This is a genomic window from Streptomyces sp. NBC_00876 (assembly GCF_045207435.1).
GTDB lineage: Bacteria > Actinomycetota > Actinomycetes > Streptomycetales > Streptomycetaceae > Streptomyces.
Window position 1 is genome coordinate 6,044,420 of the sequence record NZ_CP108800.1, and the last position, 25,470, is coordinate 6,069,889.

General features: G+C 70.3%; 20 protein-coding genes. 19 read left to right on the plus strand and 1 reads right to left on the minus strand.

From position 1 onward, the window contains the following. Positions 1–336: 336 nt before the first annotated feature. The gene (locus tag OG782_RS26745; protein ID WP_327708703.1) at positions 337–468 is read left to right on the plus strand and encodes a hypothetical protein; all 132 of its coding nucleotides are present in this window, start codon (positions 337–339) and stop codon (positions 466–468) included. 19 nt (positions 469–487) lie between these two features. Here the strand turns inward: OG782_RS26745 and OG782_RS26750 are convergent, their stop codons facing one another. Next, positions 488–2,053: a purple acid phosphatase family protein gene (locus OG782_RS26750; protein ID WP_406455121.1), complete on the minus strand. Its 1,566-nt coding sequence runs from the start codon at positions 2,051–2,053 to the stop codon at positions 488–490. Between the two features lie 130 nt (positions 2,054–2,183). Here OG782_RS26750 and OG782_RS26755 point away from each other — a divergent pair, with 130 nt between their 5' ends. From OG782_RS26755 to OG782_RS26840, 18 genes are all read left to right on the plus strand, one after another. Beyond that, entirely contained in the window at positions 2,184–3,257 is a 1,074-nt protein-coding gene (locus tag OG782_RS26755) for a 3-isopropylmalate dehydrogenase (RefSeq protein ID WP_406455123.1), read from the plus strand. Positions 3,258–3,498: 241 nt separating this feature from the next. Continuing rightward, positions 3,499–4,587 carry a branched-chain amino acid aminotransferase gene (locus OG782_RS26760; protein ID WP_406455125.1) on the plus strand — a complete coding sequence of 363 codons (1,089 nt, stop codon included), beginning with the start codon at positions 3,499–3,501 and terminating at the stop codon, positions 4,585–4,587. Between the two features lie 185 nt (positions 4,588–4,772). After that, on the plus strand, positions 4,773–5,453 hold the full coding sequence (gene ureA, locus OG782_RS26765; protein WP_406455127.1) for an urease subunit gamma: 681 nt from the start codon (positions 4,773–4,775) through the stop codon (positions 5,451–5,453). Then, positions 5,450–7,138, plus strand: coding sequence for an urease subunit alpha (locus tag OG782_RS26770; protein ID WP_406455129.1), 1,689 nt, complete (start codon positions 5,450–5,452; stop codon positions 7,136–7,138). Before ureA ends, OG782_RS26770 begins: the two co-directional genes overlap by 4 nt. A gap of 31 nt (positions 7,139–7,169) precedes the next feature. Next, complete coding sequence (locus OG782_RS26775; protein ID WP_406459298.1) at positions 7,170–8,171, plus strand: agmatine/peptidylarginine deiminase; 1,002 nt, start codon at positions 7,170–7,172, stop codon at positions 8,169–8,171. A 3-nt stretch (positions 8,172–8,174) separates the two neighbouring features. After that, complete coding sequence (locus OG782_RS26780) at positions 8,175–8,798, plus strand: TetR/AcrR family transcriptional regulator (protein ID WP_406455131.1); 624 nt, start codon at positions 8,175–8,177, stop codon at positions 8,796–8,798. A gap of 81 nt (positions 8,799–8,879) precedes the next feature. Then, positions 8,880–10,211: an MFS transporter gene (locus OG782_RS26785; protein WP_406455133.1), complete on the plus strand. Its 1,332-nt coding sequence runs from the start codon at positions 8,880–8,882 to the stop codon at positions 10,209–10,211. A 276-nt stretch (positions 10,212–10,487) separates the two neighbouring features. Then, complete coding sequence (gene cimA, locus OG782_RS26790; protein WP_406455135.1) at positions 10,488–12,095, plus strand: citramalate synthase; 1,608 nt, start codon at positions 10,488–10,490, stop codon at positions 12,093–12,095. Between the two features lie 600 nt (positions 12,096–12,695). Continuing rightward, complete coding sequence (locus OG782_RS26795) at positions 12,696–13,670, plus strand: LacI family DNA-binding transcriptional regulator (RefSeq protein WP_406455137.1); 975 nt, start codon at positions 12,696–12,698, stop codon at positions 13,668–13,670. 125 nt (positions 13,671–13,795) lie between these two features. After that, positions 13,796–15,469, plus strand: coding sequence for an ABC transporter substrate-binding protein (locus tag OG782_RS26800; protein WP_406455139.1), 1,674 nt, complete (start codon positions 13,796–13,798; stop codon positions 15,467–15,469). Between the two features lie 38 nt (positions 15,470–15,507). Then, entirely contained in the window at positions 15,508–16,572 is a 1,065-nt protein-coding gene (locus tag OG782_RS26805; protein WP_406455141.1) for an ABC transporter ATP-binding protein, read from the plus strand. After that, on the plus strand, positions 16,569–17,549 hold the full coding sequence (locus OG782_RS26810; RefSeq protein ID WP_406455143.1) for an ABC transporter permease: 981 nt from the start codon (positions 16,569–16,571) through the stop codon (positions 17,547–17,549). The genes OG782_RS26805 and OG782_RS26810 overlap by 4 nt, the downstream gene beginning before the upstream one ends. A gap of 4 nt (positions 17,550–17,553) precedes the next feature. After that, positions 17,554–18,570 (plus strand): ABC transporter permease, encoded by a 1,017-nt coding sequence (locus OG782_RS26815; RefSeq protein ID WP_406455145.1) that lies wholly within the window; start codon positions 17,554–17,556, stop codon positions 18,568–18,570. Further along, positions 18,567–19,586 (plus strand): ABC transporter ATP-binding protein, encoded by a 1,020-nt coding sequence (locus OG782_RS26820; protein ID WP_406455147.1) that lies wholly within the window; start codon positions 18,567–18,569, stop codon positions 19,584–19,586. Before OG782_RS26815 ends, OG782_RS26820 begins: the two co-directional genes overlap by 4 nt. Before the next feature lie 31 nt (positions 19,587–19,617). Continuing rightward, positions 19,618–21,036, plus strand: coding sequence for a GH1 family beta-glucosidase (locus tag OG782_RS26825; protein ID WP_406455149.1), 1,419 nt, complete (start codon positions 19,618–19,620; stop codon positions 21,034–21,036). 70 nt (positions 21,037–21,106) lie between these two features. Then, entirely contained in the window at positions 21,107–22,978 is a 1,872-nt protein-coding gene (locus OG782_RS26830; protein ID WP_406455151.1) for a discoidin domain-containing protein, read from the plus strand. Positions 22,979–23,118: 140 nt separating this feature from the next. Next, positions 23,119–24,552, plus strand: a complete 1,434-nt coding sequence (locus OG782_RS26835; RefSeq protein WP_406455153.1) for a hypothetical protein — start codon at positions 23,119–23,121, stop codon at positions 24,550–24,552. 317 nt (positions 24,553–24,869) lie between these two features. After that, positions 24,870–25,466 carry a dihydrofolate reductase family protein gene (locus OG782_RS26840; RefSeq protein ID WP_326738948.1) on the plus strand — a complete coding sequence of 199 codons (597 nt, stop codon included), beginning with the start codon at positions 24,870–24,872 and terminating at the stop codon, positions 25,464–25,466. The last annotated feature ends 4 nt before the right edge of the window (positions 25,467–25,470 follow it).

Consider the following 25,470-nt stretch of genomic DNA (forward strand, 5'->3'; position numbering starts at 1 on the left):
CGGCGGCTGAGTACCGGGGGTGCGGTACCTGGGTGCGGTGGGCGCTCATCGGACAGCTGGGAGTGAGCGGCGGGTACGGAGGCGTAAACCTCCGTCTCAGATAGTAGGAAGTCCGAGTAATTGTGGAGACAGACCGGCTCGGCTGCCCTAGCTTTGTAGAAGCCGAACGTCTCGCTAGATCAAGCGACTGGCGGTCGTGAGCGCGCGCCCCGAAGCAGGCAACCCCTGCGGCGCCTGCTCCCCGCCCCTTCCGGCGCCTCGAAATCCCTGATCTCGACATCACGTTCACGATTTTTCGATCTCGAAATCCTCGCGATCTCAAGGAGTCGATCCACCATGGCCGAGACCACTGTCCGCCGCCGCGTCCGTCACGCCCACCGCCCGACCGAGTCGGAGCGCCAGAACGCCGCCGCCGCCCTCCAGCGCGCGCTGGACCGCAGGGACAACGGCGGCTCCACCGGTCACTGACCGCAGGCCGTGACCGGGATCAGCCCCGGCCGATCTCGAAGTGGTCGATGCGCTCGCCGGACTCGGCGAGCGCGGTGACCTTCATGCGCGCGTGCCGTCCGGGCCGCACCTCCACGGCGAGGAACGAGAAGCCGGTGTAACGCACCCGCGACCACTCCACCGTCTCGGTGGCGCGGCCGCCGCCCTTGACCACGTGGTACGTGTCCACGCTCTCCCGGTCCGCGACATGCCCCTCGTAGCTGTCGGGCGCCGGGAAGTCGTACAGCGCCTTGCCCGCGCCGCCCGCCGTGACGTACACGATGCCGTCCCGCGTCGGGTCGGTGCGCTCGCCGACCGGCACCTTGCGCTGCACCGCGTTCCTCAGGATCGCGTCGGTGCGCTCGTAGACGTGGTTGTGCCCGTTGACGACCAGGTCGACCTGGTGCTTCTCGAAGAGCGGCACCCAGGCGTCGCGCACCCCGCCGTCCGAGGCGTGCGCGTTGGTCGTGGAGAAGGCGCAGTGGTGGAAGAAGACCACCAGGAAGTCGATGTCGTGGCGGGCCCGCAGCTCGCCCAGACGCCGGTCCAGCCAGCGTGTCTGCCTGCCGCCGCTGATGCCGAAGTTGGCGGGGATCTCGTAGGAGACGTCGTTGGCGTCGAGCGCGATCACGCCCACGTTGCCGTGCACGAAGGAGTACGCGCCGGGCTGGTTCACCGGGTCCGGGCCGTTGTCCGGCAGGGTCCAGCGGGCGTTCTGGCCGCCGTAGCCGTCCGGTGAGTACCAGGCCTCCATGTCGTGGTTGCCGGTCGTCACCATCCACGGCACGGTCTTGGCGACCGTCTCCGTCTGGGCCAGGAACTGGTCCCAGGTGCGCGCGTCGTACGTGTCGCTGCTCTGGCCGGAGCCCGACGGGTCGGCGTAGCAGATGTCACCCGCGTGCAGATGGAAGGCGGGGTTCTGGCCCAGGATCAGCTGGTCGTTGCCGAGCGCGTGGTAGCTGACGCCCTGGTCGCCGAAGGCGGTGAACGTGAAGGGCTCGGCGCGCGAGGGCGCCGTGGTGAAGGTGCCGAGCGTGCCCAGGTTGCGGGTGTCGGCCGGGTCGAAGCCGTCGTGGCCGACGCCGTAGTAGTACGTCGTGCCGGGCTTGAGCCGCTCCAGGCCGGCGTGCACGTAGTACTGCTCGGCGGCCGCGATCCTGCCGTTGTCCAGCAGCGGCGTGGTGAGGTGGCGCACCTCGGCGTCGATCTTCCGGCTCAGCGCCCACGGCTTCGGGCCGATCCGGATGTACGGGCGGCGCACCGCGAACGGGACCTGCCAGGAGACCGTCATCTGCGTCTTCGGGTCGGCGCCGTAGGCCAGGTGCCGGCCGAAGGGGGCGACCAGGGAGCCGTCCACCTGCGTGGAGCTGCGCGAGGTGATCACCGAGGGCGCGGCGTAGGCGGGGGAGGCGGCCGACGAGGTGCCGAGCCCGGCGACGGCGGCGGTCGCCACGCTCGTACGCAGCACACCGCGACGGGTCAGCCGGGTGCGCAGGTAGTCGTGCTGCTCGGCCATGCTCATGCGGCCGGCGAGCTTCTCGGGGATACCGAAGCGGGGGATGTCCATGAGCGACAACATCCACCCGTTCCCTGACGGCATCCCGTCGGATAGGTGAACGGTACACGTACGGCTGCCCATGTGTCCGTATAGTGGACGTGACGTGTCATGGGGTGGGACGCGCAGTATCGTGCCGGACATGGCTCCCAGCATCAATCTCGCAGTGATCCCCGGTGACGGTATCGGCCAGGAGGTCGTGGCCCAGGGACTCAAGGTCCTCAACGCTGTTCTCCCGCAGGATGTGAAGCTGGAGACCAAGCAGTACGACCTCGGCGCCCAGCGCTGGCACCGTACCGGTGAGACCCTCCCGGACGCGGAGCTGGAGGCCCTCAAGGGCCACGACGCCATCCTGCTCGGTGCGATCGGTGACCCGTCCGTGCCCTCCGGCGTGCTGGAGCGCGGGCTGCTGCTGAAGCTGCGCTTCGCCTTCGACCACTTCATCAACCTGCGGCCGTCGAAGCTGTTCCCGAACACCGCCACCCCGCTGGCCGGCCGTCCGGAGATCGACTTCGTCGTGGTCCGCGAGGGCACCGAGGGCCCGTACACCGGCAACGGCGGTTCGCTGCGCACCGGTACCGAGCACGAGGTGGCCACCGAGGTCAGCCTCAACACCGCCTTCGGTGTCGAGCGCGTCGTCCGTGACGCCTTCGAGCGCGCCGCCGCCCGCCCGCGCAAGAAGCTGACGCTGGTCCACAAGAACAACGTCCTCGTGTACGCCGGCCACCTGTGGAAGAACACCTTCGACAAGGTCGCGGCCGAGTACCCCCAGGTCACCACCGACTACCTGCACGTCGACGCCGCGACGATCTTCTTCGTCACCCAGCCGGAGCGCTTCGACGTCATCGTCACCGACAACCTCTTCGGTGACATCCTCACCGACCTCGCCGCTGCCGTCTCCGGCGGCATCGGCCTGGCCGCCTCCGGCAACATCAACCCGACGGGTGCCTTCCCGTCGATGTTCGAGCCGGTCCACGGCTCCGCCCCCGACATCGCGGGCCAGGGCAAGGCCGACCCGACCGCCACGATCCTCTCCGTCGCCCTCCTGCTGCGCCACCTCGGCTACGAGGCCCAGGCCGTGCGCATCGAGGACGCCGTCTCCGCCGACCTCGCGGAGCGAGGGGGGCACCTCCCAGGCCTTTCGGGCTCTGGGGGAGGGACCGCCCGTACCACCGATGAGATCGGCGACGCGCTCGCGGTACGCGTAGCGGGCTGATCCGACGACTCCTCACGAAGCCGCCGGGTCGCACACGCACCCGGCGGCTTCTCCTGTGCGGCCCCGGGTGCCACCATCGAACCCTGGACCGCATTCACGCCATTTCGTGCACGGCCACCCACGAGAGATAATCGAACGGGACCGTGGCTTGCCGCGAAGCTCGGACGTCCTAGGACCTGTCCGACAGGAGCTGGCGTGGGCGTGGTCCTACACACACAAAACCGGTGAAGGACACGCACTCATGACGACGCCCACGATCGAGCTCAAGCCCTCCTCGAACCCGCTGTCCGACGCGGAGCGCGAGGCGATCCTGGTCAAGCCCGGATTCGGCCGCTACTTCACCGACCACATGGTGACGATCAAGTGGACCGACGGCCGCGGCTGGCACGACGCCCAGCTCGTCCCGTACGCCCCGCTGTCGATCGACCCGGCCAACATGACGCTCCACTACGGCCAGGAGATCTTCGAGGGCCTCAAGGCCTACCGGCAGCCCGACGGCACTGTCGCCACCTTCCGCCCCGAGGCCAACGCCGAGCGTTTCCAGTCATCCGCTCGCCGGCTCGCCATGCCGGAGCTGCCCGTCGAGACGTTCGTCGCGGCCTGCGACGCGCTCGTCCAGCAGGACGCGGCCTGGGTCCCGCAGCACGGCGGCGAGGAGTCGCTCTACCTGCGCCCGTTCATGATCGCGACCGAGGTCGGTCTCGGGGTGCGCCCGTCCAACGAGTACCTCTTCCTGGTCATCGCCTCGCCGGCCGGCGCGTACTTCCCCGGCGGCGTGAAGCCCGTCTCCATCTGGCTCTCCGAGGACCGCGTCCGCGCCGTCCCCGGCGGCATGGGCGACGCCAAGACCGGCGGCAACTACGCCGCGTCCCTCCTCGCCCAGGCCGAGGCCGCCGCCAAGGGCTGCGACCAGGTCGCCTACCTCGACGCCGTCGAGCACAAGTGGGTCGAGGAGCTCGGCGGGATGAACCTGTACTTCGTGTACGGGAACAAGATCGTCACCCCGGCCCTCACCGGCTCCCTGCTCGCGGGCATCACCCGTGACTCGCTCCTCAAGCTCGCCGGGGACCTCGGCTACGAGCCCGAGGAGAGCCGCGTCTCCATCGACCAGTGGCGCGACGACACCGCGAACGGCACCCTCACCGAGGTCTTCGCCTGCGGCACCGCCGCCGTCATCACCCCCGTCGGCACGGTGAAGAGCGCGAGCGGCGAGTGGGTCCAGGGTGACGGCACGCCCGGCCCGGTCACCCTCAGGCTGCGCGAGCGCCTGCTGGACATCCAGCGCGGCACCGCCGAGGACACCCACGGCTGGATGCACCCGCTCGGCTAGGCCGTAAACGCAGAAGGCAGGCCGTAGACACAGAAGGCAGGCCGTAACCACAGAAGGCCGCGTCCGCCGGGCGCGGCCTTTTCTGTGCTCGCGCACTTGGAGTGCTGCTCGAACTCATCGGTCGATGGTTCCATTCTCCCATGTCTTCTAGTTAGAGTGCTGCTCTAACCAGGAGGTGTGAGGACGTGCGACTGACCCCGACCGAACGCGACCGGCTGCTGCTCTTCGGCGCCGCCGAGCTGGCCCGGGCCCGCCGGGCCCGCGGGCTGAAGCTCAACGTCCCCGAGGCCACCGCCCTGATCGCGGACACCGTCTGCGAGGCCGCCCGCGACGGGCGCCGGCTCGCGGAGGCGATCGAGGCCGCCCGGCAGGTGCTGGGCCCGGACGATGTGCTGCCCGGGGTCGCCGATGTCGTCACCGAGGTCCATGTCGAGGCCGTCTTCGACGACGGATCACGGCTCGCCGTGGTCTCCCGGCCCCTGGGCGAGGGCCTCGGGGACAAGGCGCCCGGAGCCGTCGTCCCCGGACCCGCCACGCCGGAACCGGAGCCCGCGGTGCGCCTCACCGTCCACAACACCGCGACCGTCCCGGTCTCCGTGACCTCGCACTTCCACTTCTTCGAGGCCAATCCGCGGCTCGACTTCGACCGGGCGCAGGCGTACGGGATGCGGCTCTGCGTGCCCGCGGGCTCCTCCGTCCGCTTCGGGCCCGGCGAATCGGCTGAGGTGGGCCTGGTGCCCATCGGCGGCGACCGTGTCGCGATCGGGTTCGCCGGGCTGGTCGACGGACCGCTCGACGCCCCCGGCGCCCGCGAGGAGGCGCTGCGGCGCGCGGCGGCCTGCGGATACCTGGGAGCGCGGCGATGAGCATCGACCCCCACGAGTACGCCTCCGTGCACGGCCCGCGCGCCGGTGACCGGGTCAGGCTCGGCGATTCGGGCCTGACCGTCCGGGTCGAGTCCGACTCCCAGCGGCCCGGCGACGAGTTCCTCGCCGGATTCGGCAAGACCGCCCGCGACGGACTCCACCTCAAGGCCGCCGCCGTCCGGGAGACCTGCGATGTCGTGATCAGCAACGTGCTGGTCATCGACGCCGTGCAGGGCATCCGGAAGGTGTCGGTCGGTATCCGCGAGGGCCGGATCTCCTCGATCGGACGGGCCGGGAACCCGGACACCCTCGACGGAGTGGACGTCGTCGTCGGCACGGGCACGTCCATCGTGTCCGGCGAGGGCATGATCGCCACGGCCGGCGCCGTCGACACCCATGTCCATCTGCTCTCGCCGCGGATCATGGAGGCCTCGCTCGCCTCCGGCGTGACCACCGTCATCGGCCAGGAGTTCGGCCCGGTCTGGGGCGTCGGCGTCAACTCGCCGTGGGCCCTGCGCCACGCCTTCAACGCCTTCGACGCCTGGCCGGTCAACATCGGCTTCCTGGGCCGCGGTTCCTCCTCCCACCAGGCGCCGCTCGTCGAGGCGCTCGCCGAGGGCGGGGCCTGCGGCTTCAAGGTCCACGAGGACATGGGCGCCCACACCCGCGCCCTGGACACCGCGCTGCGCGTCGCCGAGGAGTACGACGTCCAGGTCGCCCTGCACAGCGACGGGCTGAACGAGTGCCTGTCGGTCGAGGACACCCTGCGCGTCCTGGAGGGGCGCACCATCCACGCCTTCCACATCGAGGGCTGCGGCGGCGGGCATGTGCCCAACGTGCTGAAGATGGCCGGCGTGCCGAACGTCATCGGCTCCTCCACCAACCCCACGCTCCCCTTCGGCCGGGACGCGGTCGCCGAGCACTACGGGATGATCGTCTCCGTCCACGACCTGAAGACGGACCTGCCCGGTGACGCCGCCATGGCCCGCGACCGGATCAGGGCCGGCACGATGGGCGCCGAGGACGTGCTGCACGACCTCGGGGCCATCGGGATCACGTCATCCGACGCCCAGGGCATGGGCCGGGCCGGTGAGACGGTCCGCCGCACCTTCGCCATGGCCGGGAAGATGAAGGCCGAACTCGGCCCGATGGAGGGCGACGGACCGGGCGACGACAACGCCCGCGTGCTGCGCTACATCGCCAAGCTCACCATCAACCCCGCCATCGCCCACGGTCTCGCGCACGAGATCGGCTCCATCGAGACCGGGAAGCTCGCCGACATCGTGCTCTGGCGGCCCGAGTTCTTCGGCGCCAAGCCCCAGCTGGTGCTGAAGTCCGGCTTCCCCGCCTACGGGGTCACCGGCGACCCGAACGCCGCCACCGACAGCTGTGAACCCCTCGTCCTGGGACCCCAGTTCGGCGCGTACGGGGCTACCGCCGCCGATCTCTCGGTCGCCTTCGTCTCGCAGGCCGCCACCCAGCTCGGGGCGGACGCCATGCCGACCCGCAGACGCCGCGTCGGCGTCCGGGGCACCCGCGGCATCGGCCCCGCCGACCTGCGCCTCAACTCCCGTACCGGAGCGGTCGACGTGGACGCGCGCAGCGGCCTCGTCACCCTGGACGGCGACCCGCTGAGCTCCCAGCCGGCCGACTCGGTCTCCCTGAACCGGCTCTACTTCCTCTGAAAGACTCCAAGGACCCGCTGTGACCTTCCGCATGCCGCCCGAATGGGCCCCGCACGAACGCACCTGGATGGCCTGGCCCGGCCCCAACCCCACCTTCGCCACCGACGCCGAACTCGACGAGGCCCGCCGCGCCTGGGCCGGTGTCGCCCGCGCCGTCCGCCGCTTCGAACCCGTCACGGTGGTCGTCGGCCCCGGCCAGGAGGACAGCGCCCGCGCCCTGCTCGGCCCGGACATCGAGCTGGCGGTGCGCCCGCTCGACGACGCCTGGATGCGCGACATCGGCCCCACCTTCGTCACCGACGGCCAGGAACTGGCCGCCGTCGACTGGACGTTCAACGGCTGGGGCGCCCAGGACTGGGCCCGCTGGGAGCACGACCGGCACATCGCCCGCTCCGTCGCCGAGCTCGCCGGTGTCCCCGTGCACAGCTCCCCGCTGGTCAACGAGGGCGGCGCGATCCACGTCGACGGCGAGGGCACCGTCCTGCTCACCGAGACCGTCCAGCTCGGCAGGGAACGCAACCCCGGCTGGACCCGCGAACAGGCCGAGGCCGAGATCCATGCGCGCCTGGGCACCGAGAAGGCCATCTGGCTGCCCCGAGGCCTGTCCGGCGACTACGGCACGTACGGCACGCTCGGCCATGTCGACATCGTCGCCGCCTTCGCCCGCCCCGGCACCGTCGTCGCCCACGTCCAGCCGGACCCGGCCCATCCCGACCACGAGATCACCCGGGAGACCGTCCGCATCCTGCGCGCCGCCACCGACGCGAAGGGCCGCGCCCTGGAGGTCGTGGAGGTCCTGGCGCCCACGGTGCTGCGGGCCGGCGGGGAGTGGGTCGACTACTCCTACATCAACCACTACCTCTGCAACGGCGGCGTCGTCCTGTGCGCCTTCGGCGACCCGCGCGACGAGCTCGCCGCCGGAATCTTCCGCCGGCTCTTCCCCGGCCGTACGGTGACACTCGTCGACGCCCGCGCGATCTTCGCCGGGGGCGGCGGCATCCACTGCATCACCCAGCAGCAGCCGAAGGTCTGAACCGTGCCCCCCGCCCCGCGCCGCCGCAACACCGCCCCGCCCCGCGAGGACGTGCTCGCCGCCGTCATGGCCACCGTCGCCGGACGCGGCCTCGACGGCCTCACCATGGCCGGGCTCGGCCGCGAGGTCGGCATGAGCAGCGGCCATCTCCTCTACTACTTCCGCACCAAGGACGAACTGCTGCTCCAGACCCTGGAGTGGAGCGAGAACCGGCTCGGGGACCAGCGGCGCCGGCTGCTGTCCCGGCCGGGGACGGCCCGCGAGCGGCTCGACGCGTACATCGCCCTCTACCTCCCCGACGGCCACCGCGACCCGCACTGGACGCTCTGGCTGGAGGTCTGGAACCGCTCGCGCGACGCCGACGACGACGCGCGCGCCCGGCAGGCCGCCATCGAGGGCGCCTGGCACCGCGACCTGGTGGCGCTCCTCGCCGAGGGCGGCTCGCGCGGGGAGTTCCGCCGGGTCGACGCCGAGCGGTTCGCCGCCCGGCTGCGCGCCCTGCTGGACGGTTTCAGCGTTCATGTGACGGTGGGGCTCCCCGGCACCGGCCGCGATCAAGTCCTGGACCGGGTGCGGGAGTTCATCGACGATTCACTGTCCGCCGACGGATGGCTCACCCGGTCGTGAACGAAACGTACGTAAGTACGCGCGATCGTTGCGCTCTCCACCCTTGTTGGACGGCCCGCCGTTGCGGCACGGTGGCCGACCATGGGACGAGAGCAGTGGAAGAAGATCTGGGTCGGTTCGGCCGGCAACATGGTCGAGTGGTTCGACTGGTTCGTGTACGCGACCTTCGCGGTCTACTTCGCGGATTCGTTCTTCCCCGAGGGCAACGAGACCGCCAACCTCATGAACACCATGGGCATCTTCGCCGTCGGCTTCTTCATGCGGCCGGTCGGCGGCTGGCTGCTCGGCCGGATCGGTGACCGCAAGGGCCGCAAGGCCGCGCTGACCCTGACCGTCACCCTCATGTCGGCCTCCGCGGTCCTCATCGCGATCGCGCCGACCTACGACGTCGCCGGGTACGGGGGCGTCGCCGTACTGATGCTGGCCCGGCTGCTCCAGGGACTCTCCGTCGGCGGCGAGTACGCGGCCAGCGCCACCTACCTGACCGAGGCCTCCGCACCCGAGAAGCGCGGCTTCGCCTCCAGCTTCCAGTACGTGTCCATGACCGCGGGACAGCTCGTCGGCCTCGGCCTCCAGATCGTCCTCCAGCGCAACATGTCGGAAGCGGCCCTGCACAGCTGGGGCTGGCGCATCCCGTTCGTCGTCGGCGCGCTCGGCGCGGGCATCGTCTTCTACCTGCGCCGCTCCATGCTGGAGACCGAGGTGTACGCCGACTCCGGCACCGCCGAGCAGCAGGACCGCGGCACGCTGAAGGTGCTGTGGCAGCACCGGCGCGAGGCGTTCCTCGTGATGGCGCTGACCATGGGCGGGACCGTCGCCTACTACACGTACACGACCTACCTCACGAAGTTCCTCTCCAAGAGCGCCGGCATGGAGAAGTCCACCGCCTCGCTCGTCAGCTTCTGCGCGCTGTTCGTCTTCATGTGCGTCCAGCCGCTGGCCGGGATGCTGTCCGACCGGATCGGCCGGCGCCCGCTGCTGATCACCTTCGCCATCGGCTCGACCTTCCTGACCGTGCCGATCATGACGATGCTCAAGCACGCCGACACCTTCTGGCCGGCCCTCGGCCTCGCGCTCCTGGCCCTCCTCGTGATCACCGGCTACACCTCCATCAACGCGTGCGTGAAGGCCGAGCTGTTCCCGACGGGTATCCGCGCACTGGGCGTCGGCCTCTCGTACGCCGTCGCCAACGCGCTGTTCGGCGGGACCGCCGAGTACGTCGCGCTCTGGTTCAAGAACGCCGGGGCCGAGTCCGGGTTCTACTGGTACGTGGCGGGCTGCGCCGCGGTCTCGCTGGTCGTCTACATGACGATGCGCGAGACCCGCGACATCGATCTGAACCGGGTCGCCGCCGTGCAGAAGGGGGAGACGGCGCCCGCTGCCGGAGCGACGAGCGTCACGCCCGCATCCTGAGACGGGGCGGAGCGCGGAGGCGGTCCTGTGCCAGACTGCCTCCGTGTCCTCGTTCGTCATGATTATTGGCAACAGGCGCGCCGGTCCGCAGTGATCGTCCCGTACCACCATGTACGGCACGGCCACCGTGCCCCAGACCCGCGCGCAGACCTCTCGCACCCGCGAGGGGTTTTTTGTTTTCCGGCCCTCACCTCGGCCGGGACGAGGCACGCGGGATGATGGGGGCAAGTGGAGCCAGATCGTCCGGATCCACTCATCCGACAGGAGTCAGCCAGCATGACCACCAAGGCCAAGCCCACCGACGACAGCTTCCATGTCTTCGACACCACGCTGCGCGACGGTGCCCAGCGTGAAGGCATCAACCTGACGGTCGCCGACAAGCTCACCATTGCGCGGCACCTGGACAACTTCGGCGTCGGCTTCATCGAAGGCGGCTGGCCCGGCGCCAACCCCCGCGACACCGAGTTCTTCGCCCGGGCGCGCCAGGAGATCGAGTTCAAGAACGCCGAACTGGTCGCTTTCGGCGCCACCCGCCGGGCGGGCGGCAAGGCGGCCGAGGACCCCCAGGTCAAGGCACTGCTGGAGTCGGGCGCCCCGGTGATCACCCTGGTCGCCAAGTCCCATGACCGCCATGTGGAACTCGCCCTGCGCACCACGCTGGAGGAGAACCTGGAGATGGTCCGCGACACCGTCTCCCACCTCCGCGAACAGGGCCGCAGGGTCTTCGTCGACTGCGAGCACTTCTTCGACGGCTACCGCGCCAACGCCGAGTACGCCAAGGCCGTCGTACGGGCCGCCTCCGAGGCCGGCGCCGACGTCGTCATCCTCTGCGACACCAACGGCGGGATGCTCCCCGCCCAGATCCAGGCCGTCGTCTCCACCGTCCTGGCCGACACCGGCGCCCGGCTCGGCATCCACGCCCAGGACGACACCGGCTGCGCCGTCGCCAACACCCTGGCCGCCGTGGACGCGGGCGCCACCCACGTCCAGTGCACCGCCAACGGCTACGGCGAGCGGGTCGGCAACGCCAACCTCTTCCCCGTCGTCGCCGCACTGGAGCTCAAGTACGGCAAGACCGTGCTGCCCGAGGGCGCGCTCAGCGACATGACCCGCGTCTCGCACGCCATCGCCGAGGTCGTCAACCTCACGCCCTCCACCCACCAGCCCTACGTCGGCGTCTCGGCGTTCGCGCACAAGGCCGGGCTGCACGCCTCCGCGATCAAGGTCGACCCGGACCTCTACCAGCACATCGACCCCGCGCTGGTCGGCAACACCATGCGGATGCTCGTCTCCGACATGGCGGGCCGCGCCTCCATCGAGCTCAAGAGCAAGGAGCTGGGCGTCGACCTCGGGGGCGACCGCGAGCTCGTCGGCCGCGTCGTCGAGCGGGTCAAGGAGCGCGAACTCAAGGGCTACACCTACGAGGCGGCCGACGCCTCCTTCGAGCTGCTGCTGCGCGCCGAGACCGAGGGGCGGGTACGCCGCTACTTCCGTACCGAGTCCTGGCGTGCCATCGTCGAGGACCGCCCCGACGGCACGCACGCCAACGAGGCGACCGTGAAGCTCTGGGCCAAGGGCGAGCGCATCGTCGCGACCGCCGAGGGCAACGGCCCGGTCAACGCGCTCGACCGGGCGCTGCGGGTGGCGCTGGAGCGGATCTACCCGCAGCTCGCCAAGCTGGAGCTGATGGACTACAAGGTCCGCATCCTGGAGGGCCGCACCGGCACCGACTCCACCACCCGCGTCCTGATCACCACCGGTGACGGCGCCGCCGACTGGTCGACCGTGGGCGTCGCCGAGAACATCATCGCGGCGTCCTGGCAGGCCCTGGAGGACGCCTACACCTTCGGTCTGCTGCGCGCGGGGATCGAGCCGACGGAGTAGGGCGGGCGCACGGCGGCCGCGGACCGGTCCCGGTCCGCGGCCGCCGTGCACGCGTCCGCTGCCCGAGGTGCCACTTCTGGCCGGCCGCCCCGGTGCACGTCCGCATCCGGGTGCGGGCCCCGTTCGCCGTCGACTGGCCGACGGCGTCCAGACACTCGACATGGCGGCCTCCGGAGTCGTCCGTGGTGGTCAGCGCGATGTTCACCCTCTCGCCCGCGGGCCGCGCGGTACCGGACGAGAGCCCGGTGAGACCTGCGGTCGCGAGCACGGCGGAGAGCGGTGCCCCCGCCGCCCTTCCTGATCGGATCATGGGCTGATGCCTTCCTCGGCGGGAGCGTGGGGGGCGTGCCGTCGAACGAGACGGGAGTGAACTGCCCTTACGTGCCTGCGTCAAGAGGTTGCGCGTTCAGGACTTGAACGCAAGCGCGTTCCTGGCCGCCCCGAGGATGGGTACGGACCAATCTCGGTGTGAAGTATTGACGGCTGTGTTCCAGCGGGGTTAACTCACGCCACCAACGCCGGTACCGGTTCCGGAACCGGTTGCGGTACCGGTTCCACAGTCGGCCGTTCGCTCTGTCCCGTTGTGTCCTGGAGGCCCCGATGCGTGTCACCATCGCTGATGTCGCCCGTGAGGCCGGCGTCAGCAAGACGACCGTGTCCCGGGTCATCAACACCAAGGGCGAAGTGGACGGTTCGACGGCCGCCCGTGTTCGTGAAGTGATCGCACAGCTCGGCTACGTACCCAGTTCGGGCGCCGTCGGTCTGGCCCGCGGCAGCAGCCGTACGGTCGGCATGCTGGTGCCCTCGCTGACCTGGCCGTGGATGGGCGAGGTGCTCCAGGGCGTCGTCGACACCGTCGAGGCTGCCGACTACGGGCTGCTGCTCTTCACCTGCAACCGCGGGGCCGAGTCCGTGGAGCGCTTCACCAGCCAGGTGTCGGCGCGCGCCTTCGACGGACTGGTCGTCGTCGAACCCGAGAACACCATGGACCACCTCACCGCACTGCACCGCGGCGGCCTGCCGATCGTGCTGATCGACGATCGAGGCCACCACCCCGAGTTCCCCTCCGTCGTGACCACCAACCACGAGGGAGGCGCGTCGGCCGCCCGCCATCTGCGGGCTGCCGGACGCACCAGGCCCCTGGTCATCACAGGCCCCCAGGACTTCGGCTGCGTACGCGACCGGCTGGAGGGATTCGTCTCGGTCCTGCCCACCGACCTCGTCGTACGCGGGGACTTCACCGAGATCTGCGGCCGGCAGGCCGTGGAGCAACTCCTCGCCTCCGGCGTCGAGTTCGACTCGGTCTTCGCGCACAACGACATCACCGCAGCAGGCGTGCTGCGGGCGCTGCGCGCCGCGGGGCGAACCGTGCCCGGCGACATCGCGGTGGTCGGCTTCGACGACATCCCGATGGCCGAGCACACCGAACCGCCCCTGACCACCGTGCGCCAGCCCACCCGGCAGATGGGTGAGACGGCCGCACGGATGCTGCTCTCGCACCTCGGCGGCACCCCGGTACCCGACGCACCGGTCGTGCTGCCCACCGAACTGGTCGTGCGCCACTCGGCGCCCTAGCGGTGGGCCCCTCGGCCCGTACCGCACCCGCATCGCCCGCACCGCACCCGCACCGCCGTACCCGGCGCGCCGAGCGCTGCCCGTTTCCGGATCTCCCAGACCCGCCAGTCCCTCCTGGAGTCGTTATGTCCGCACGCCGTCACACGCTCAGAGCGGCCGCGCTCGCCACCGCGGTGGTCGCCCTCGCCGCCGGCTGTTCGTCAGCCAACTCGAACCACAACAAAGGCGGCAGCGGCGCTTCGGGCGTCCTGACCCTCGGCAAGCCGGACGGGCCGCAGACGAACAACAGCAACCCGTTCCTGAACACCTCGGCGGGCGCCACCCTCGGCTACCGCTACATGATCTACGAGCCGCTGGCGATGACGAGCCAGATCCGGCCCGCCGACAAGGCCGACCCGTGGCTGGCGACGGACTGGAAGTGGGACCTCAACTTCACCAAGGTCACCTTCACCCTCGACGACAAGGCCAAGTGGGCCGACGGCAAGCCGCTGACCGCCGAGGACGTCGCGTTCACCTTCAACCTGCTGAAGAAGCACCCGGCGCTCAACGGCAACGGCATCGCGTACGACGGGGTCGAGGTCCAGGGCAAGCAGGTCGTCCTGACCTTCGCCGAATCCCAGTACGTCAACCAGAACAAGATCATCCAGCAGTTCATCGTGCCCAAGCACATCTGGGAAGGCGTCAAGAACCCGGAGACCTGGCCCAACCGCACCCCCGTCGGCTCGGGCCCGTACAAGCTCAAGACGTTCACCCCGCAGACCACCACGCTGACCGCCACGCCCACCTACTGGAAGGGCGCGACGAAGGTCAAGGAGCTGCGCTACAGCACGTACAACGACAACAGCGCCGCGACCACCGCCCTGGCGAGCGGCAAGCTGGAGTGGTCGTTCGTCTTCATGCCGAACTACAAGCAGCTGTACATCGCCAAGGACCCCAAGAACCACAAGCTGTGGTTCCCCTCCGGGCTCGGCATCCACGGACTGTGGTTCAACACCGCCCGCAAGCCGTTCGACAACCCGGCGCTGCGCAGGGCCATGGCGATGGTCGTCGACCGCAACGCGATCTACACCCAGGCCGAGGCGACCCTCTACCCGGAGATCACCAACCCGACCGGCATCCCGCTGCCCGCCGGTGAGTCCTTCATCGCGCCCGAGTACAAGAACGCCACCACGAAGCCGGACGTCGAGGGCGCCAAGAAGGTACTGGAGAAGGCCGGCTTCACGCTCAGCGGCGGTGTGCTGAAGGACCCGGGCGGCAAGGCCGTGAAGCTCACCTTCACCGACCCGGCCGGCTGGAACGACTACATCACCGGCCTCGCGATCATCAAGGACAACATCAAGAAGATCGGCATCGAGGCCAAGGTCAAGACGCAGACGGCCGAGGCCTGGGGCGCGGACGTGGCCAACGGCAACTTCGACGCCACACTGCACTGGACCAACAGCGGCGCGACCCCGTACGACATGTACCAGAACATCATGGACGGCGCGCTGCTCCAGCCCATCGGCAAGGCCTCCCAGCTGGGCAACTTCGGCCGCTTCAAGAACACCGAGGCCACCGAGGCGCTCAAGGACTTCGCCGGTGCGACGACCGACACCGCCCGTACCTCGGCGCTGAACACCCTCCAGAAGATCATGGTCGAGCAGGCGCCGATGATCCCGACCGCGGCCGCGCCCATCGGGGCCGAGTACTCCACCAAGAACTGGGTGGGCTGGCCGACCGAGGCCGACCCCTACGCCGACCCGCAGCACACCCAGCCCTCGTCGCTGGAAGTCGTGCTGAAGCTCAAGCCGTCCAAGTAGGGCCGTCGGCTCAAGACCCAGGGATCCAGGTACCGGCCATGTCCGAACAGTTCGAAAAGAACCACGTCGTGCTCGAAGCACGCGGAGTCACCAAGCACTTCCCCGTACGGCGCACCGGCCGCGATCTCCTCGCAGGCAAGCGCCGCACCGTCCACGCCGTCGACGACGTCTCGCTGCAACTGCGGCGCGGCACCGTCACGGCACTGGTGGGGGAGTCGGGCTCCGGGAAGTCCACCGTCGCCAGACTGCTCGCCCAGCTGTATCCGCTCACCGAGGGCGAGATCCACCTGGGCGGGCAGCCGGTGAAGGCCGGACGTGGCCGGTCCTTCCGCAGTTACGTACGCCGGGTCCAGCTCATCTTCCAGGACCCGTTCGCCTCGCTGAACCCGGTGCACACCGTGCGCTACCACCTCACCCGGGCGCTGAGGATCCACGGCCGGGCGGGCAGCGGCGAGGCGGAACTGGAACAGAACCTGACCGCTCTGCTGAACCGCGTCCAGCTGACCCCTCCTCATCAGTACCTGGACAAGTTCCCGCACGAGCTGTCGGGCGGTCAGCGCCAGCGCGTGGCCATCGCCCGCGCGCTCGGCGCCGACCCCCAGGTCCTCCTCGCCGACGAGCCCGTCTCGATGCTGGACGTGTCGATCCGGCTAGGGGTGCTCAACCTGCTCAAGGACCTCAAGGACCGCATGCACCTCGCGATCCTCTACATCACCCATGACATCGCGTCCGCCCGCTACTTCGCGGACTCCACGCTGGTGATGTACGCGGGCCGGATCGTCGAGGGCGGTGACAGCGAGACCGTCACCCAGCGCCCCGCCCACCCCTACACCCAGCTCCTGATCGCCTCGGCGCCCGACCCGGACCGGGTCGTCGACGAGGAGGAGCAGGAGGAGACCGGCAGCGGCGAGCCCCCGTCGCTCATCGACCCGCCCGCCGGCTGCCGGTTCCACCCCCGCTGCCCCAAGGCGATGGAGCGCTGCCGCACCGAACTGCCGCCGCGCTTCGACCTGGCCGACGGCCAGTGGGCCGCCTGCTGGCTGTACGACACCGCCGCCGGCGCGGCTCCCACCGACGACCACGAGAAGGAGGCTGCGAAGTGAAGTACCTGCTCCAACGGCTCGCCTTCTACCTGGTCACCGCGTGGGCCGCGATCACCATCAACTTCCTCATCCCGCGCCTGATGCCCGGCGACCCCGTACAGGCCCTCATCGCCCGCTTCCAGGGACAGCTGGACACCAGCGCCATCGCCTCGCTCAAGGCCCTGTTCGGCCTCGACAAGAAGCAGTCGATCTGGCAGCAGTACACCGACTACTGGTCGCACCTGTTCCACGGCGACCTCGGCCTCTCCTTCACCTTCTTCCCCACCCCGGTGAGCGAGGTCATCGCCCAGTCCCTGCCGTGGACGCTCGCGCTCGTCGGCATCACCACGCTGATCAGCTTCGTGCTCGGCACCGGCATCGGGGTCTTCACGGGCTGGCGGCGCGGCTCCTGGATGGACAGCCTGCTGCCCGTCACCACCTTCATCTCCGCCATCCCGTACTTCTGGCTCGGCCTCATCGCCATCTCACTGTTCGCCGTGAAGTGGCCGCTCTTCCCGGCCGCCGGCGGCTACGACAACTCGCTGGTGCCCGCCTTCGACTGGCCGTTCATCTCCAGCGCGCTCTACCACGGGGCGCTGCCCGGCCTCACGATCGTGCTCAGCGCCGTGGCCGGCTGGATCCTCGGCATGCGCAACATGATGGTGACGGTCTCCTCCGAGGACTACGTCATGGTCGCCCAGGCCAAGGGGCTCTCCGAGCGCCGGGTGATGTTCGGGTACGCCGCCCGCAACGCGATCCTCCCCAACATCTCCGGCTTCGCCCTCTCGCTCGGGTTCATCGTCGGAGGCACGCTCCTGGTGGAGATGGTCTTCTCCTACCCGGGCATCGGCTACCAGCTCTTCCAGGGCGTGGGGGCCAAGGACTACCCCCTGATGCAGGGCGTCTTCCTGATCATCACGCTCTCCGTCCTCGCGGCGAACCTCCTCGCGGACGTCCTCTACATGCTCCTCGACCCCCGTACCCGAAGGGAGGCGTAGGTTCATGGCCGTCACCGCCACCGAAGTCGCCGTACTCGACGCGGCCGAGACCCCGGCAGCGAGCAAGCGCAGGTTCCGCTTCCTGCGCGGCCGCAAGACCGTCGTCGGACTCGGCATCCTGCTCTTCTTCGTGCTGATCGCCGTCATCGGCCCGTGGATCGCCCCGTACGACCCCGACACGATGAGCAACGAACTGCTCCAGCCGCCGTCCGGTGCCCACTGGTTCGGCACCACGCAGACCGGTCAGGACGTGCTCTCGCAGATCCTCGTCGGCACCCGCGGCGTCCTGGTCGTCGGCTTCATCGCCGGCATCCTCGCCACGATCCTCTCCGTGCTCATCGGCGTCAGCGCCGGCTTCCTCGGCGGCACCGCCGACGAGGTGCTCTCGCTGCTCTCCAACGTCTTCCTGGTCATCCCCGGACTGCCGCTGATCATCATCATCGCCAGCTTCGTCTCCGACACCGGTGACCTGCTGATCGCCGCCGTCATCGCCCTGACCTCGTGGGCCTGGGGCGCCCGGGTGCTGCGTGCCCAGACGCTCTCGCTGCGCCGCCGCGACTACGTCGAGGCGGCCCGCGCCACCGGCGAGTCGACCTGGCGGATCATCCTCTTCGAGGTGATGCCGAACCTGACCGCCGTCATCGCCTCCGGCTTCGTCGGCACGGTCATCTTCGCGATCCTCTCCGAGATCACCCTCGCCTTCATCGGCGTCGCCGACATCTCCAACTGGAACTGGGGGACCGTCCTGTTCTGGGCGCAGTCCAACCAGGCCCTCGCGCAGGGCGCGTGGTGGTGGTTCGTCCCGGCGGGGCTCTGCATCGCGCTGCTCGGCATGTCGCTCGCCCTCATCAACTTCGGCATCGACGAGTTCGTCAACCCGCGCCTGCGCACCGAGACCGGCGGCTCCCGCAAGGTCCGGATGCGCGTCGGCTTCACACCCGTGGCCCGTACCGGCGCGTCCGAGGCCGGCTTCACCCCCGTCGCACGTACGGGCACCTCCGGGAAGGAGACCCGCTCATGAGCGATCCCGTCCTCACCATCAGCGGCCTCAACGTGGACTACGGGACCGGGGCCGACGCCGTGCACGCGCTGCGCGACATCGACCTCACCCTGCACCGGGGCGAAGTCCTCGGCCTCGCGGGCGAGTCGGGCTCCGGCAAGTCCACCCTGGCGTACGCCGTCACCCGGCTGCTCTCCCCGCCCGGCGTGATCACCGGCGGCGAGGTCCACTACCACCAGCGCGACGGCCGGGCGCTCGACCTGCTGACCCTGTCGGCGCCCGAACTGCGTGCCTTCCGCTGGCAGGAGCTGTCGATCGTCTTCCAGGGCGCGATGAACTCCCTGAACCCGGTCCACACGGTCCACAGCCAGCTCACCGACGTACTCCAGGCCCACCGCCCGGAGATGCGGAAGGCCGCGCGCACCGCGCGGGCCAAGGAGCTGCTGAACCTGGTCGGCATCTCCGCCGACCGGCTCGGGGCCTACCCGCACCAGCTCTCCGGCGGCATGCGCCAGCGCGTGATGATCGCGATGGCCCTCGCGCTGGAGCCCGAGATCGTCATCATGGACGAGCCCACGACGGCGCTCGACGTCGTCATGCAGCGCCAGATCCTGCGCCAGCTCGTCAGGCTCCGCGAGGAACTCGGCTTCTCGGTCGTCTTCATCACGCACGACATCTCGCTCCTGATCGAGTTCTCCGACCGGATCGCGATCATGTACGGCGGCCGGATCGTCGAGGAGGCCGGCGCCTCCGACATCTACCGCGACCCCCGCCACCCGTACAGCGACGGACTGCTGCACTCCTTCCCCGCGCTGCACGGCCCCCGCCGCGAACTCAGCGGCATCCCCGGCTCGCCCCCGCACCTGTCCGCGATGCCGGCCGGCTGCGCCTTCCACCCCCGCTGCGCCAAGAAGGTCGAGGCCTGCGACACCCATGTCCCGGCGCTCGCGCCGCCGGCCGGGGACGGCTCCCGCTCGGTGGCCTGCTGGCTCCACCAGGACGCCCCGGCCACCGCCGTCCCGGCCGCCCGGTCGTAGCGCCCCACGCCACGCACACCACAGGAGAACCATGAACCTCGTCACCCCCCAGGCCTACGCCCGCGAGATCGCCGCCCAGGCCGTACCCGGTCTGCCCGCCGGCTTCCGCTGGGGCGTCGCCACAGCCGCGTACCAGATCGAGGGAGCGGCGGCCGAGGACGGCAGAACGCCGTCCATCTGGGACACGTACTGCAGGGTGCCGGGCATGGTCGTCCGCGGCGAGAACGGCGACGTGGCCTGCGACCACTACCACCGGATGCCCGAGGACGTGGAGCTGATCGCCGGTCTGGGCGTCGACACGTACCGCTTCTCGCTGGCCTGGCCGCGCATCCAGCCGGGCGGCCGCGGCCCCGCCAACGCCAAGGGCCTGGACTTCTACAAGCGCCTGGTCGACGAGCTCGACGACAAGGGCATCACCCCGTGGATCACCCTCTACCACTGGGACCTGCCGCAGGAGCTGGAGGACGCGGGCGGCTGGCCTGCCCGCGACACCGCCTACCGCTTCGCCGAGTACGCCGCCCTCGCCTACGACGCCCTGGGTGACCGGGTGAAGCACTGGACCACGCTGAACGAGCCGTGGTGCTCGGCGATGCTCGGTTACGCGTACGGCAACCAGGCCCCCGGCCGGAAGGACTTCGGCGAGGCGATCCACGCCGTCCACCACCTGCTGCTGGGCCACGGCCTCGCCTCGCAGTACATGAGGGAGCAGTCCGCCGCTCGCGGCAACGAGCTCGAACTCGGCATCACCCTCAACCTGGGCACCGCCACCCCCGAGACCGACAGCCACGAGGACGCCGAGGCCGCCCGCCGCGCCGACGGACTCGGCGCCCGCCTCTACCTGGACCCGGTCGTCAAGGGCTCCTACCCCGAGGACATCGTCACCGACCTCGCCGTCCAGGGCATCGAACTGCCCGTCCAGGACGGCGACCTGGCGGTCATCGCCACCCCGCTGGACGTCCTCGGCGTCAACTTCTACCGCGGCACGCTCTTCTCCGGCGTGACCGAGCAGGGCGCGGTGCTCGACACCGACGGCCTGCCCGTCACCCGGGCCGTGGAGCGCGAACTACCCCGCACGGCCATGGACTGGGAGATCACCCCCACCGCCCTCACCGACCTGCTGATCCGTCTGGAGAAGGACTACGGCCTCCCGACGGTCATCACCGAGAACGGCGCCGCCTTCGACGACACCGTCTCCGCGGACGGCGGGATCCACGACGCCGACCGCACCACCTATCTCGCCGACCACATCGCCGCCGTCGCCGCCGCCCGCGCACAAGGGGCCGACGTCCGGGGGTACTTCGCCTGGTCGCTGATGGACAACTTCGAGTGGTCCTACGGCTACGACAAGCGATTCGGCATCGTCCGCGTCGACTACGACACGCAGGTGCGGACGCTCAAGGACAGCGCCAAGTGGTACCGCGACACCATCCACCTCACCCGCAACGCGTAGGGCCTGCCCGGCGGATCATGGCCGGGCGCGTGCCCTCGCCGCCCTCATGGATACGAACGGGAGCCCCACCATGCCCTCTCGTACGACTCTGGCAGCCACCACCGCCGCTCTGATCGCCCTCGCCGCCCCCATGGCCTTCGCCGCCCCGGCCCCCCGGCCGGCGGCGCAGGCCGCGGCCTGGGACACCGACCGGGCGGCCGCCGCCCACGCCGCCGACCCCGCCTCCGTCACCGCGTCCGGCAGCGAGAACGACGCCACCGGACCGGGGGCGGCCGCGGACGGCGACGGCGCCACCCGCTGGTCGAGCAACGCCGCCGACGACGCCTGGATCCGGGTCGACCTCGGCTCCGTCATCAGGATCAGCCGGGTCACCCTGGACTGGGAGGCCGCCTACGGCAAGAAGTACGTCCTGGAGGTGTCGAAGAACGGCACCGACTGGACCACCTTCTACACCGAGGACGACGGCACCGGCGGCAGCGTCACCGCGCACACCTACCCGCAGGAGGTCACCGGCCGCTACGTCCGGATGCGCGGCATCCAGCGTGCCACCGCCTGGGGCTACTCCCTGTACTCCTTCAAGGTGTACGGAGGGGAGCAGGCCCCCGCCTCCACGACCCGTACCAACCTCGCCCTGAACCACCCCGCGTACGGCAACCTCTACCAGCACGCGGGCAACTCACCGGCGTTCGTCACCGACGGCGGCTGGCCGGCCGACCTCAAGGCGGACCAGTCACGCTGGTCCAGCGACTGGAACGCGGACCGCTGGGTCGGCGTCGACCTCGGCGCGACCTCCACCATCGACACCGTCGACCTCTACTGGGAGGCGGCGTACGCCGTCGACTACCGCATCCAGGTCTCCGACGACAACCGCACCTGGCGCACCGTCTACCAGCCCTCCGCCGCCGACGTCGCCACCCGCCGCGCCGACGTGAAGGCGCCGGGGGAGGCCGCCGGACGCCATGACACCGTCACCCTGCCCACCCCCGCCACCGGCCGCTACGTCCGGATGCTGGGCGTGGAACGCCGCTCCTTCTACAACCCCGCACCGTCCACCGCCCAGTTCGGCTACTCCCTCTACGAGTTCCAGGTCTGGGGCACCGGGGGCAGTGCGGACGCCGCCTACCCCGCCTTGCCCAAGGACCCGGGCGGCGCTTACAGCACCACCTTCTTCGACGACTTCACCGGCTCGGGCCTGGACCGGTCCAAGTGGCGCGTGGTGCGCACCGGTACGGAGATGGGCCCGGTCAACGGCGAGTCGCAGGCCTACGTCGACTCGACGGACAACATCCGCACCGAGAACGGCGCCCTGGTCCTGGAGCCGAAGTACTGCAAGGGCTGCACCCCGACGCCCAACGGCACCTTCGACTTCACCTCGGGCCGGGTCGACACCAACACCAAGTTCGACTTCACCTACGGCAAGGTCAGCGCCCGAATGAAGCTGCCGGTCGGCGACGGCTTCTGGCCCGCCTTCTGGATGCTCGGCAGCAACGTCGACGACCCGTCCGTGTCCTGGCCCGGCTCCGGCGAGACGGACATCATGGAGAACATCGGCTACGGCGACTGGACCAGCTCCGCCCTGCACGGACCCGGGTACTCGGCCGACGGCAACATCGGCAAGCAGCAGACCTACCCGAACGGCGGCCGCGCCGACGAGTGGCACACCTACGGCGTCGAGTGGACGCCCGAGGGCATGACGTTCACCGTCGACGACCGGGTCGTCCAGACGACCTCCCGCCAGAAGCTGGAGTCCACCCGCGGCCAGTGGGTCTACGACCACCACCAGTACGTGATCCTCAACCTGGCCCTCGGCGGCGCGTACCCCGCCGGCTGGAACAAGGTCACCACCCCCTACTGGGGTCTTCCGCAGTCCAGCGTCGACCGCATCGCGCAGGGCGGCGTCAAGGCGGAGATCGACTGGGTGCGCGTCGAGCAGAAGAAGTAACCGGACCGCGCCCCCAGAAGTATCAGGACCCCCCCGCACCTCCAGGTCACACCCGCACCCCGCGCACGGCAGGCAGGCGGGCGGGCGGCGAGGTCTGCCGCCCGCCCGCGCTTCTCACCCTTCTGGGTTAGCTTTGAACCATGCGGAACAGGTCGTTCCCCACCTTCCTGGTCCCGGCCTTCCTGGCGGGACTTCTGCTCATGCTGTCGGCGGCCGCCCTGCTCCTGGCCCCCGCCGCACCGGCCGCGACCGGCGCCTACACCGCCTCCACCGCGTCGACCGCCTCCACCGTCGAGGACGTGGCCCAGGCGCTGCGCAAGGGCCCGGTCTACGTCGACCCGGCCGCGGCCGGGCAGCTCTCCCGCAGCCAGGCCGACGCGCTCACGAAGAAGATCAAGGACGCCGACAAGCCGGTCTTCGTGGCCGTGCTGCCGCAGAGCTCCGCCTTTCCCGCCGACAGCGTGCTGCGCACCCTGCGCACCGACACCGGGATCACCGGCGTCTACGCCATCCGTCTCGGCGACGGATTCAACGCGGGCGCCGACCCGCAGGTGATGTCCGAGCGGGCCGTCATGAACCTCACCGCCGCCGTGAAGGCACCCGGCGCGGACACGTCCGCCGCGACCCAGCTGAACGCCTTCGTCGACCGGGCCGTCGAACAGGCCCGGGGCCACGCCCCCAGCTCCTGGGGCGGCGCCTCCTCCTCCGGCAGCTCGGCCACCGCGGGCCTCATCGCGGTCGGCGCCGTCGTGGTCGTCGGCGGGGCGGGCGCGTACACGATCGTGCGCCGCAACCGCAAGCGCAAGGAGGCCGACGAACAGGCCGCCCTCGACAAGCTCCGGGTCGTCGTGGACGAGGACATCACGGCGTACGGCGAGACGCTGGACCGCCTCGACTTCCACCCCGCGGAGGCGGGCGCCGACGACACGATGCGCGCCGACTACGAACGCGCGCTCGACTCCTACGAGAGCGCGAAATCCCGGATGGAACACGCCCAGCACCCCTCGGACGTGCGCGGGGTGACCCAGGCCCTGGAGGACGGGCGCTACTCGCTCGCCGTGCTGGACGCCCGCCGCACCGGCGGTGAACTCCCCGCCCGCAGGCCGCCCTGCTTCTTCGACCCGCGCCACGGCCCCTCGGTCGCCGACGTCCGCTGGTCCCCGTCGGGCGGTACGGCCCGCGAGGTCCCGGTCTGCGGCGCCGACGAGATACGGCTGAGCAGCGGCGAGGACCCGATGAGCCGCACCGTCGACATGGGCGACGGCAGCAGGCGCCCCTACTGGGAGGCCGGCCCGGCGTACGGGCCCTGGGCCGGCGGCTACTTCGGCGGCGGCCTGCTCCCCGGCCTGCTGGTCGGCACCATGCTCGGCTCGATGCTCTCCACCCCGGCGTACGCGGCGGAGTACGGCGGCGGTGACTTCGGCGGCGGCGACTACTCCGGCGGTGACTTCTCCGGCTCCGACTTCGACTCGTCCGGCTTCGGCGGTGGCGGCTTCGGTGACGGGGGAGGCGGCGGATTCGGTGACGGCGGCGGGTTCGGCGGTGGCGGCGACTTCGGGGGCGGCGGGTTCTAGGAGCGGAGCGGTTGCGCGGCATGTTGTCCTGGAGCACCGCCATAGGGAACTGCCCGCCGCCGGCTGGGTGTGGAACAGCGGGAGGGCCATCACGACCGTCACCACGCCCAGGACCGGATTGAGCACGAACACCTCCTCCTGGCTTTCCGCACTGCGTTCCGGCAGCGGCGAACCATCGGGCATTTCGTGCTTGCGCTGCGCGCGCACGGCACGGCGGACAGGCCGGCGACACAGGTGCGGAGGGCGGCGATGAGTTACGGGCGGCGTGGCAGTCTCTGTTCCCGTACCCCTGATCAGAAGCACGAGGAGTGAGTCGCATGCGCATCGTCATCAGCGAGTTCATCAGTCTGGACGGCGTCGTGCAGGCGCCCGGCGGTGCCGAGGAGGACACGGACGGCGGCTTCGCCCACGGCGGCTGGTCGCACCCGTTCTTCGACCCGGAGGTGGTGGGCGGCTCGTTCAACGCCTCGATGAACGGGGCCGAAGCCCTGCTGTTCGGCCGCCGCACCTGGCAGACGATGGCCGCGGCATGGCCCGAGCGGGCCGGGGACCCCTTCGCCGACCGGATGAACGCGATCGAGAAGTACGTCGTGACCGACACCCTGGGCGACGACGACCTGACGTGGAACAACACCGAACGCATCCCCGGCGAGAAGTTCGCGGGACGGATCCAGGAACTCCGGGAGAAGGACGGCGGCGACCTGCTCGTCATGGGCAGCCCCACCCTCGTACGCAGCCTGCTGAGCGAGGGACTCGTCGACGAACTCCGCCTCGTGATCATGCCGGTGCTGCTCGGCGGCGGTAAGTCGATCTTCCCGGAGGACGGCGGACTGCGCACCCTCGAACTGGTCTCGACCGTCATCAACGGCACGGGTGTGCAGGTGTGCACGTACCGGCCGGTCGCGAACGCGTAGGGGT

What these genes read in the sequence shown, in the direction of transcription:
- OG782_RS26745 (WP_327708703.1), top strand. Translation starts at nt 337, where the DNA reads ATGGCCGAGACCACTGTCCGCCGCCGCGTCCGTCACGCCCACCGCCCG.
- OG782_RS26750 (WP_406455121.1), bottom strand. Translation starts at nt 2,053, where the DNA reads ATGGACATCCCCCGCTTCGGTATCCCCGAGAAGCTCGCCGGCCGCATG.
- OG782_RS26755 (WP_406455123.1), top strand. Translation starts at nt 2,184, where the DNA reads ATGGCTCCCAGCATCAATCTCGCAGTGATCCCCGGTGACGGTATCGGC.
- OG782_RS26760 (WP_406455125.1), top strand. Translation starts at nt 3,499, where the DNA reads ATGACGACGCCCACGATCGAGCTCAAGCCCTCCTCGAACCCGCTGTCC.
- OG782_RS26770 (WP_406455129.1), top strand. Translation starts at nt 5,450, where the DNA reads ATGAGCATCGACCCCCACGAGTACGCCTCCGTGCACGGCCCGCGCGCC.
- OG782_RS26775 (WP_406459298.1), top strand. Translation starts at nt 7,170, where the DNA reads ATGCCGCCCGAATGGGCCCCGCACGAACGCACCTGGATGGCCTGGCCC.
- OG782_RS26785 (WP_406455133.1), top strand. Translation starts at nt 8,880, where the DNA reads ATGGGACGAGAGCAGTGGAAGAAGATCTGGGTCGGTTCGGCCGGCAAC.
- cimA (WP_406455135.1), top strand. Translation starts at nt 10,488, where the DNA reads ATGACCACCAAGGCCAAGCCCACCGACGACAGCTTCCATGTCTTCGAC.
- OG782_RS26795 (WP_406455137.1), top strand. Translation starts at nt 12,696, where the DNA reads ATGCGTGTCACCATCGCTGATGTCGCCCGTGAGGCCGGCGTCAGCAAG.
- OG782_RS26800 (WP_406455139.1), top strand. Translation starts at nt 13,796, where the DNA reads ATGTCCGCACGCCGTCACACGCTCAGAGCGGCCGCGCTCGCCACCGCG.
- OG782_RS26805 (WP_406455141.1), top strand. Translation starts at nt 15,508, where the DNA reads ATGTCCGAACAGTTCGAAAAGAACCACGTCGTGCTCGAAGCACGCGGA.
- OG782_RS26815 (WP_406455145.1), top strand. Translation starts at nt 17,554, where the DNA reads ATGGCCGTCACCGCCACCGAAGTCGCCGTACTCGACGCGGCCGAGACC.
- OG782_RS26820 (WP_406455147.1), top strand. Translation starts at nt 18,567, where the DNA reads ATGAGCGATCCCGTCCTCACCATCAGCGGCCTCAACGTGGACTACGGG.
- OG782_RS26825 (WP_406455149.1), top strand. Translation starts at nt 19,618, where the DNA reads ATGAACCTCGTCACCCCCCAGGCCTACGCCCGCGAGATCGCCGCCCAG.
- OG782_RS26830 (WP_406455151.1), top strand. Translation starts at nt 21,107, where the DNA reads ATGCCCTCTCGTACGACTCTGGCAGCCACCACCGCCGCTCTGATCGCC.
- OG782_RS26835 (WP_406455153.1), top strand. Translation starts at nt 23,119, where the DNA reads ATGCGGAACAGGTCGTTCCCCACCTTCCTGGTCCCGGCCTTCCTGGCG.
- OG782_RS26840 (WP_326738948.1), top strand. Translation starts at nt 24,870, where the DNA reads ATGCGCATCGTCATCAGCGAGTTCATCAGTCTGGACGGCGTCGTGCAG.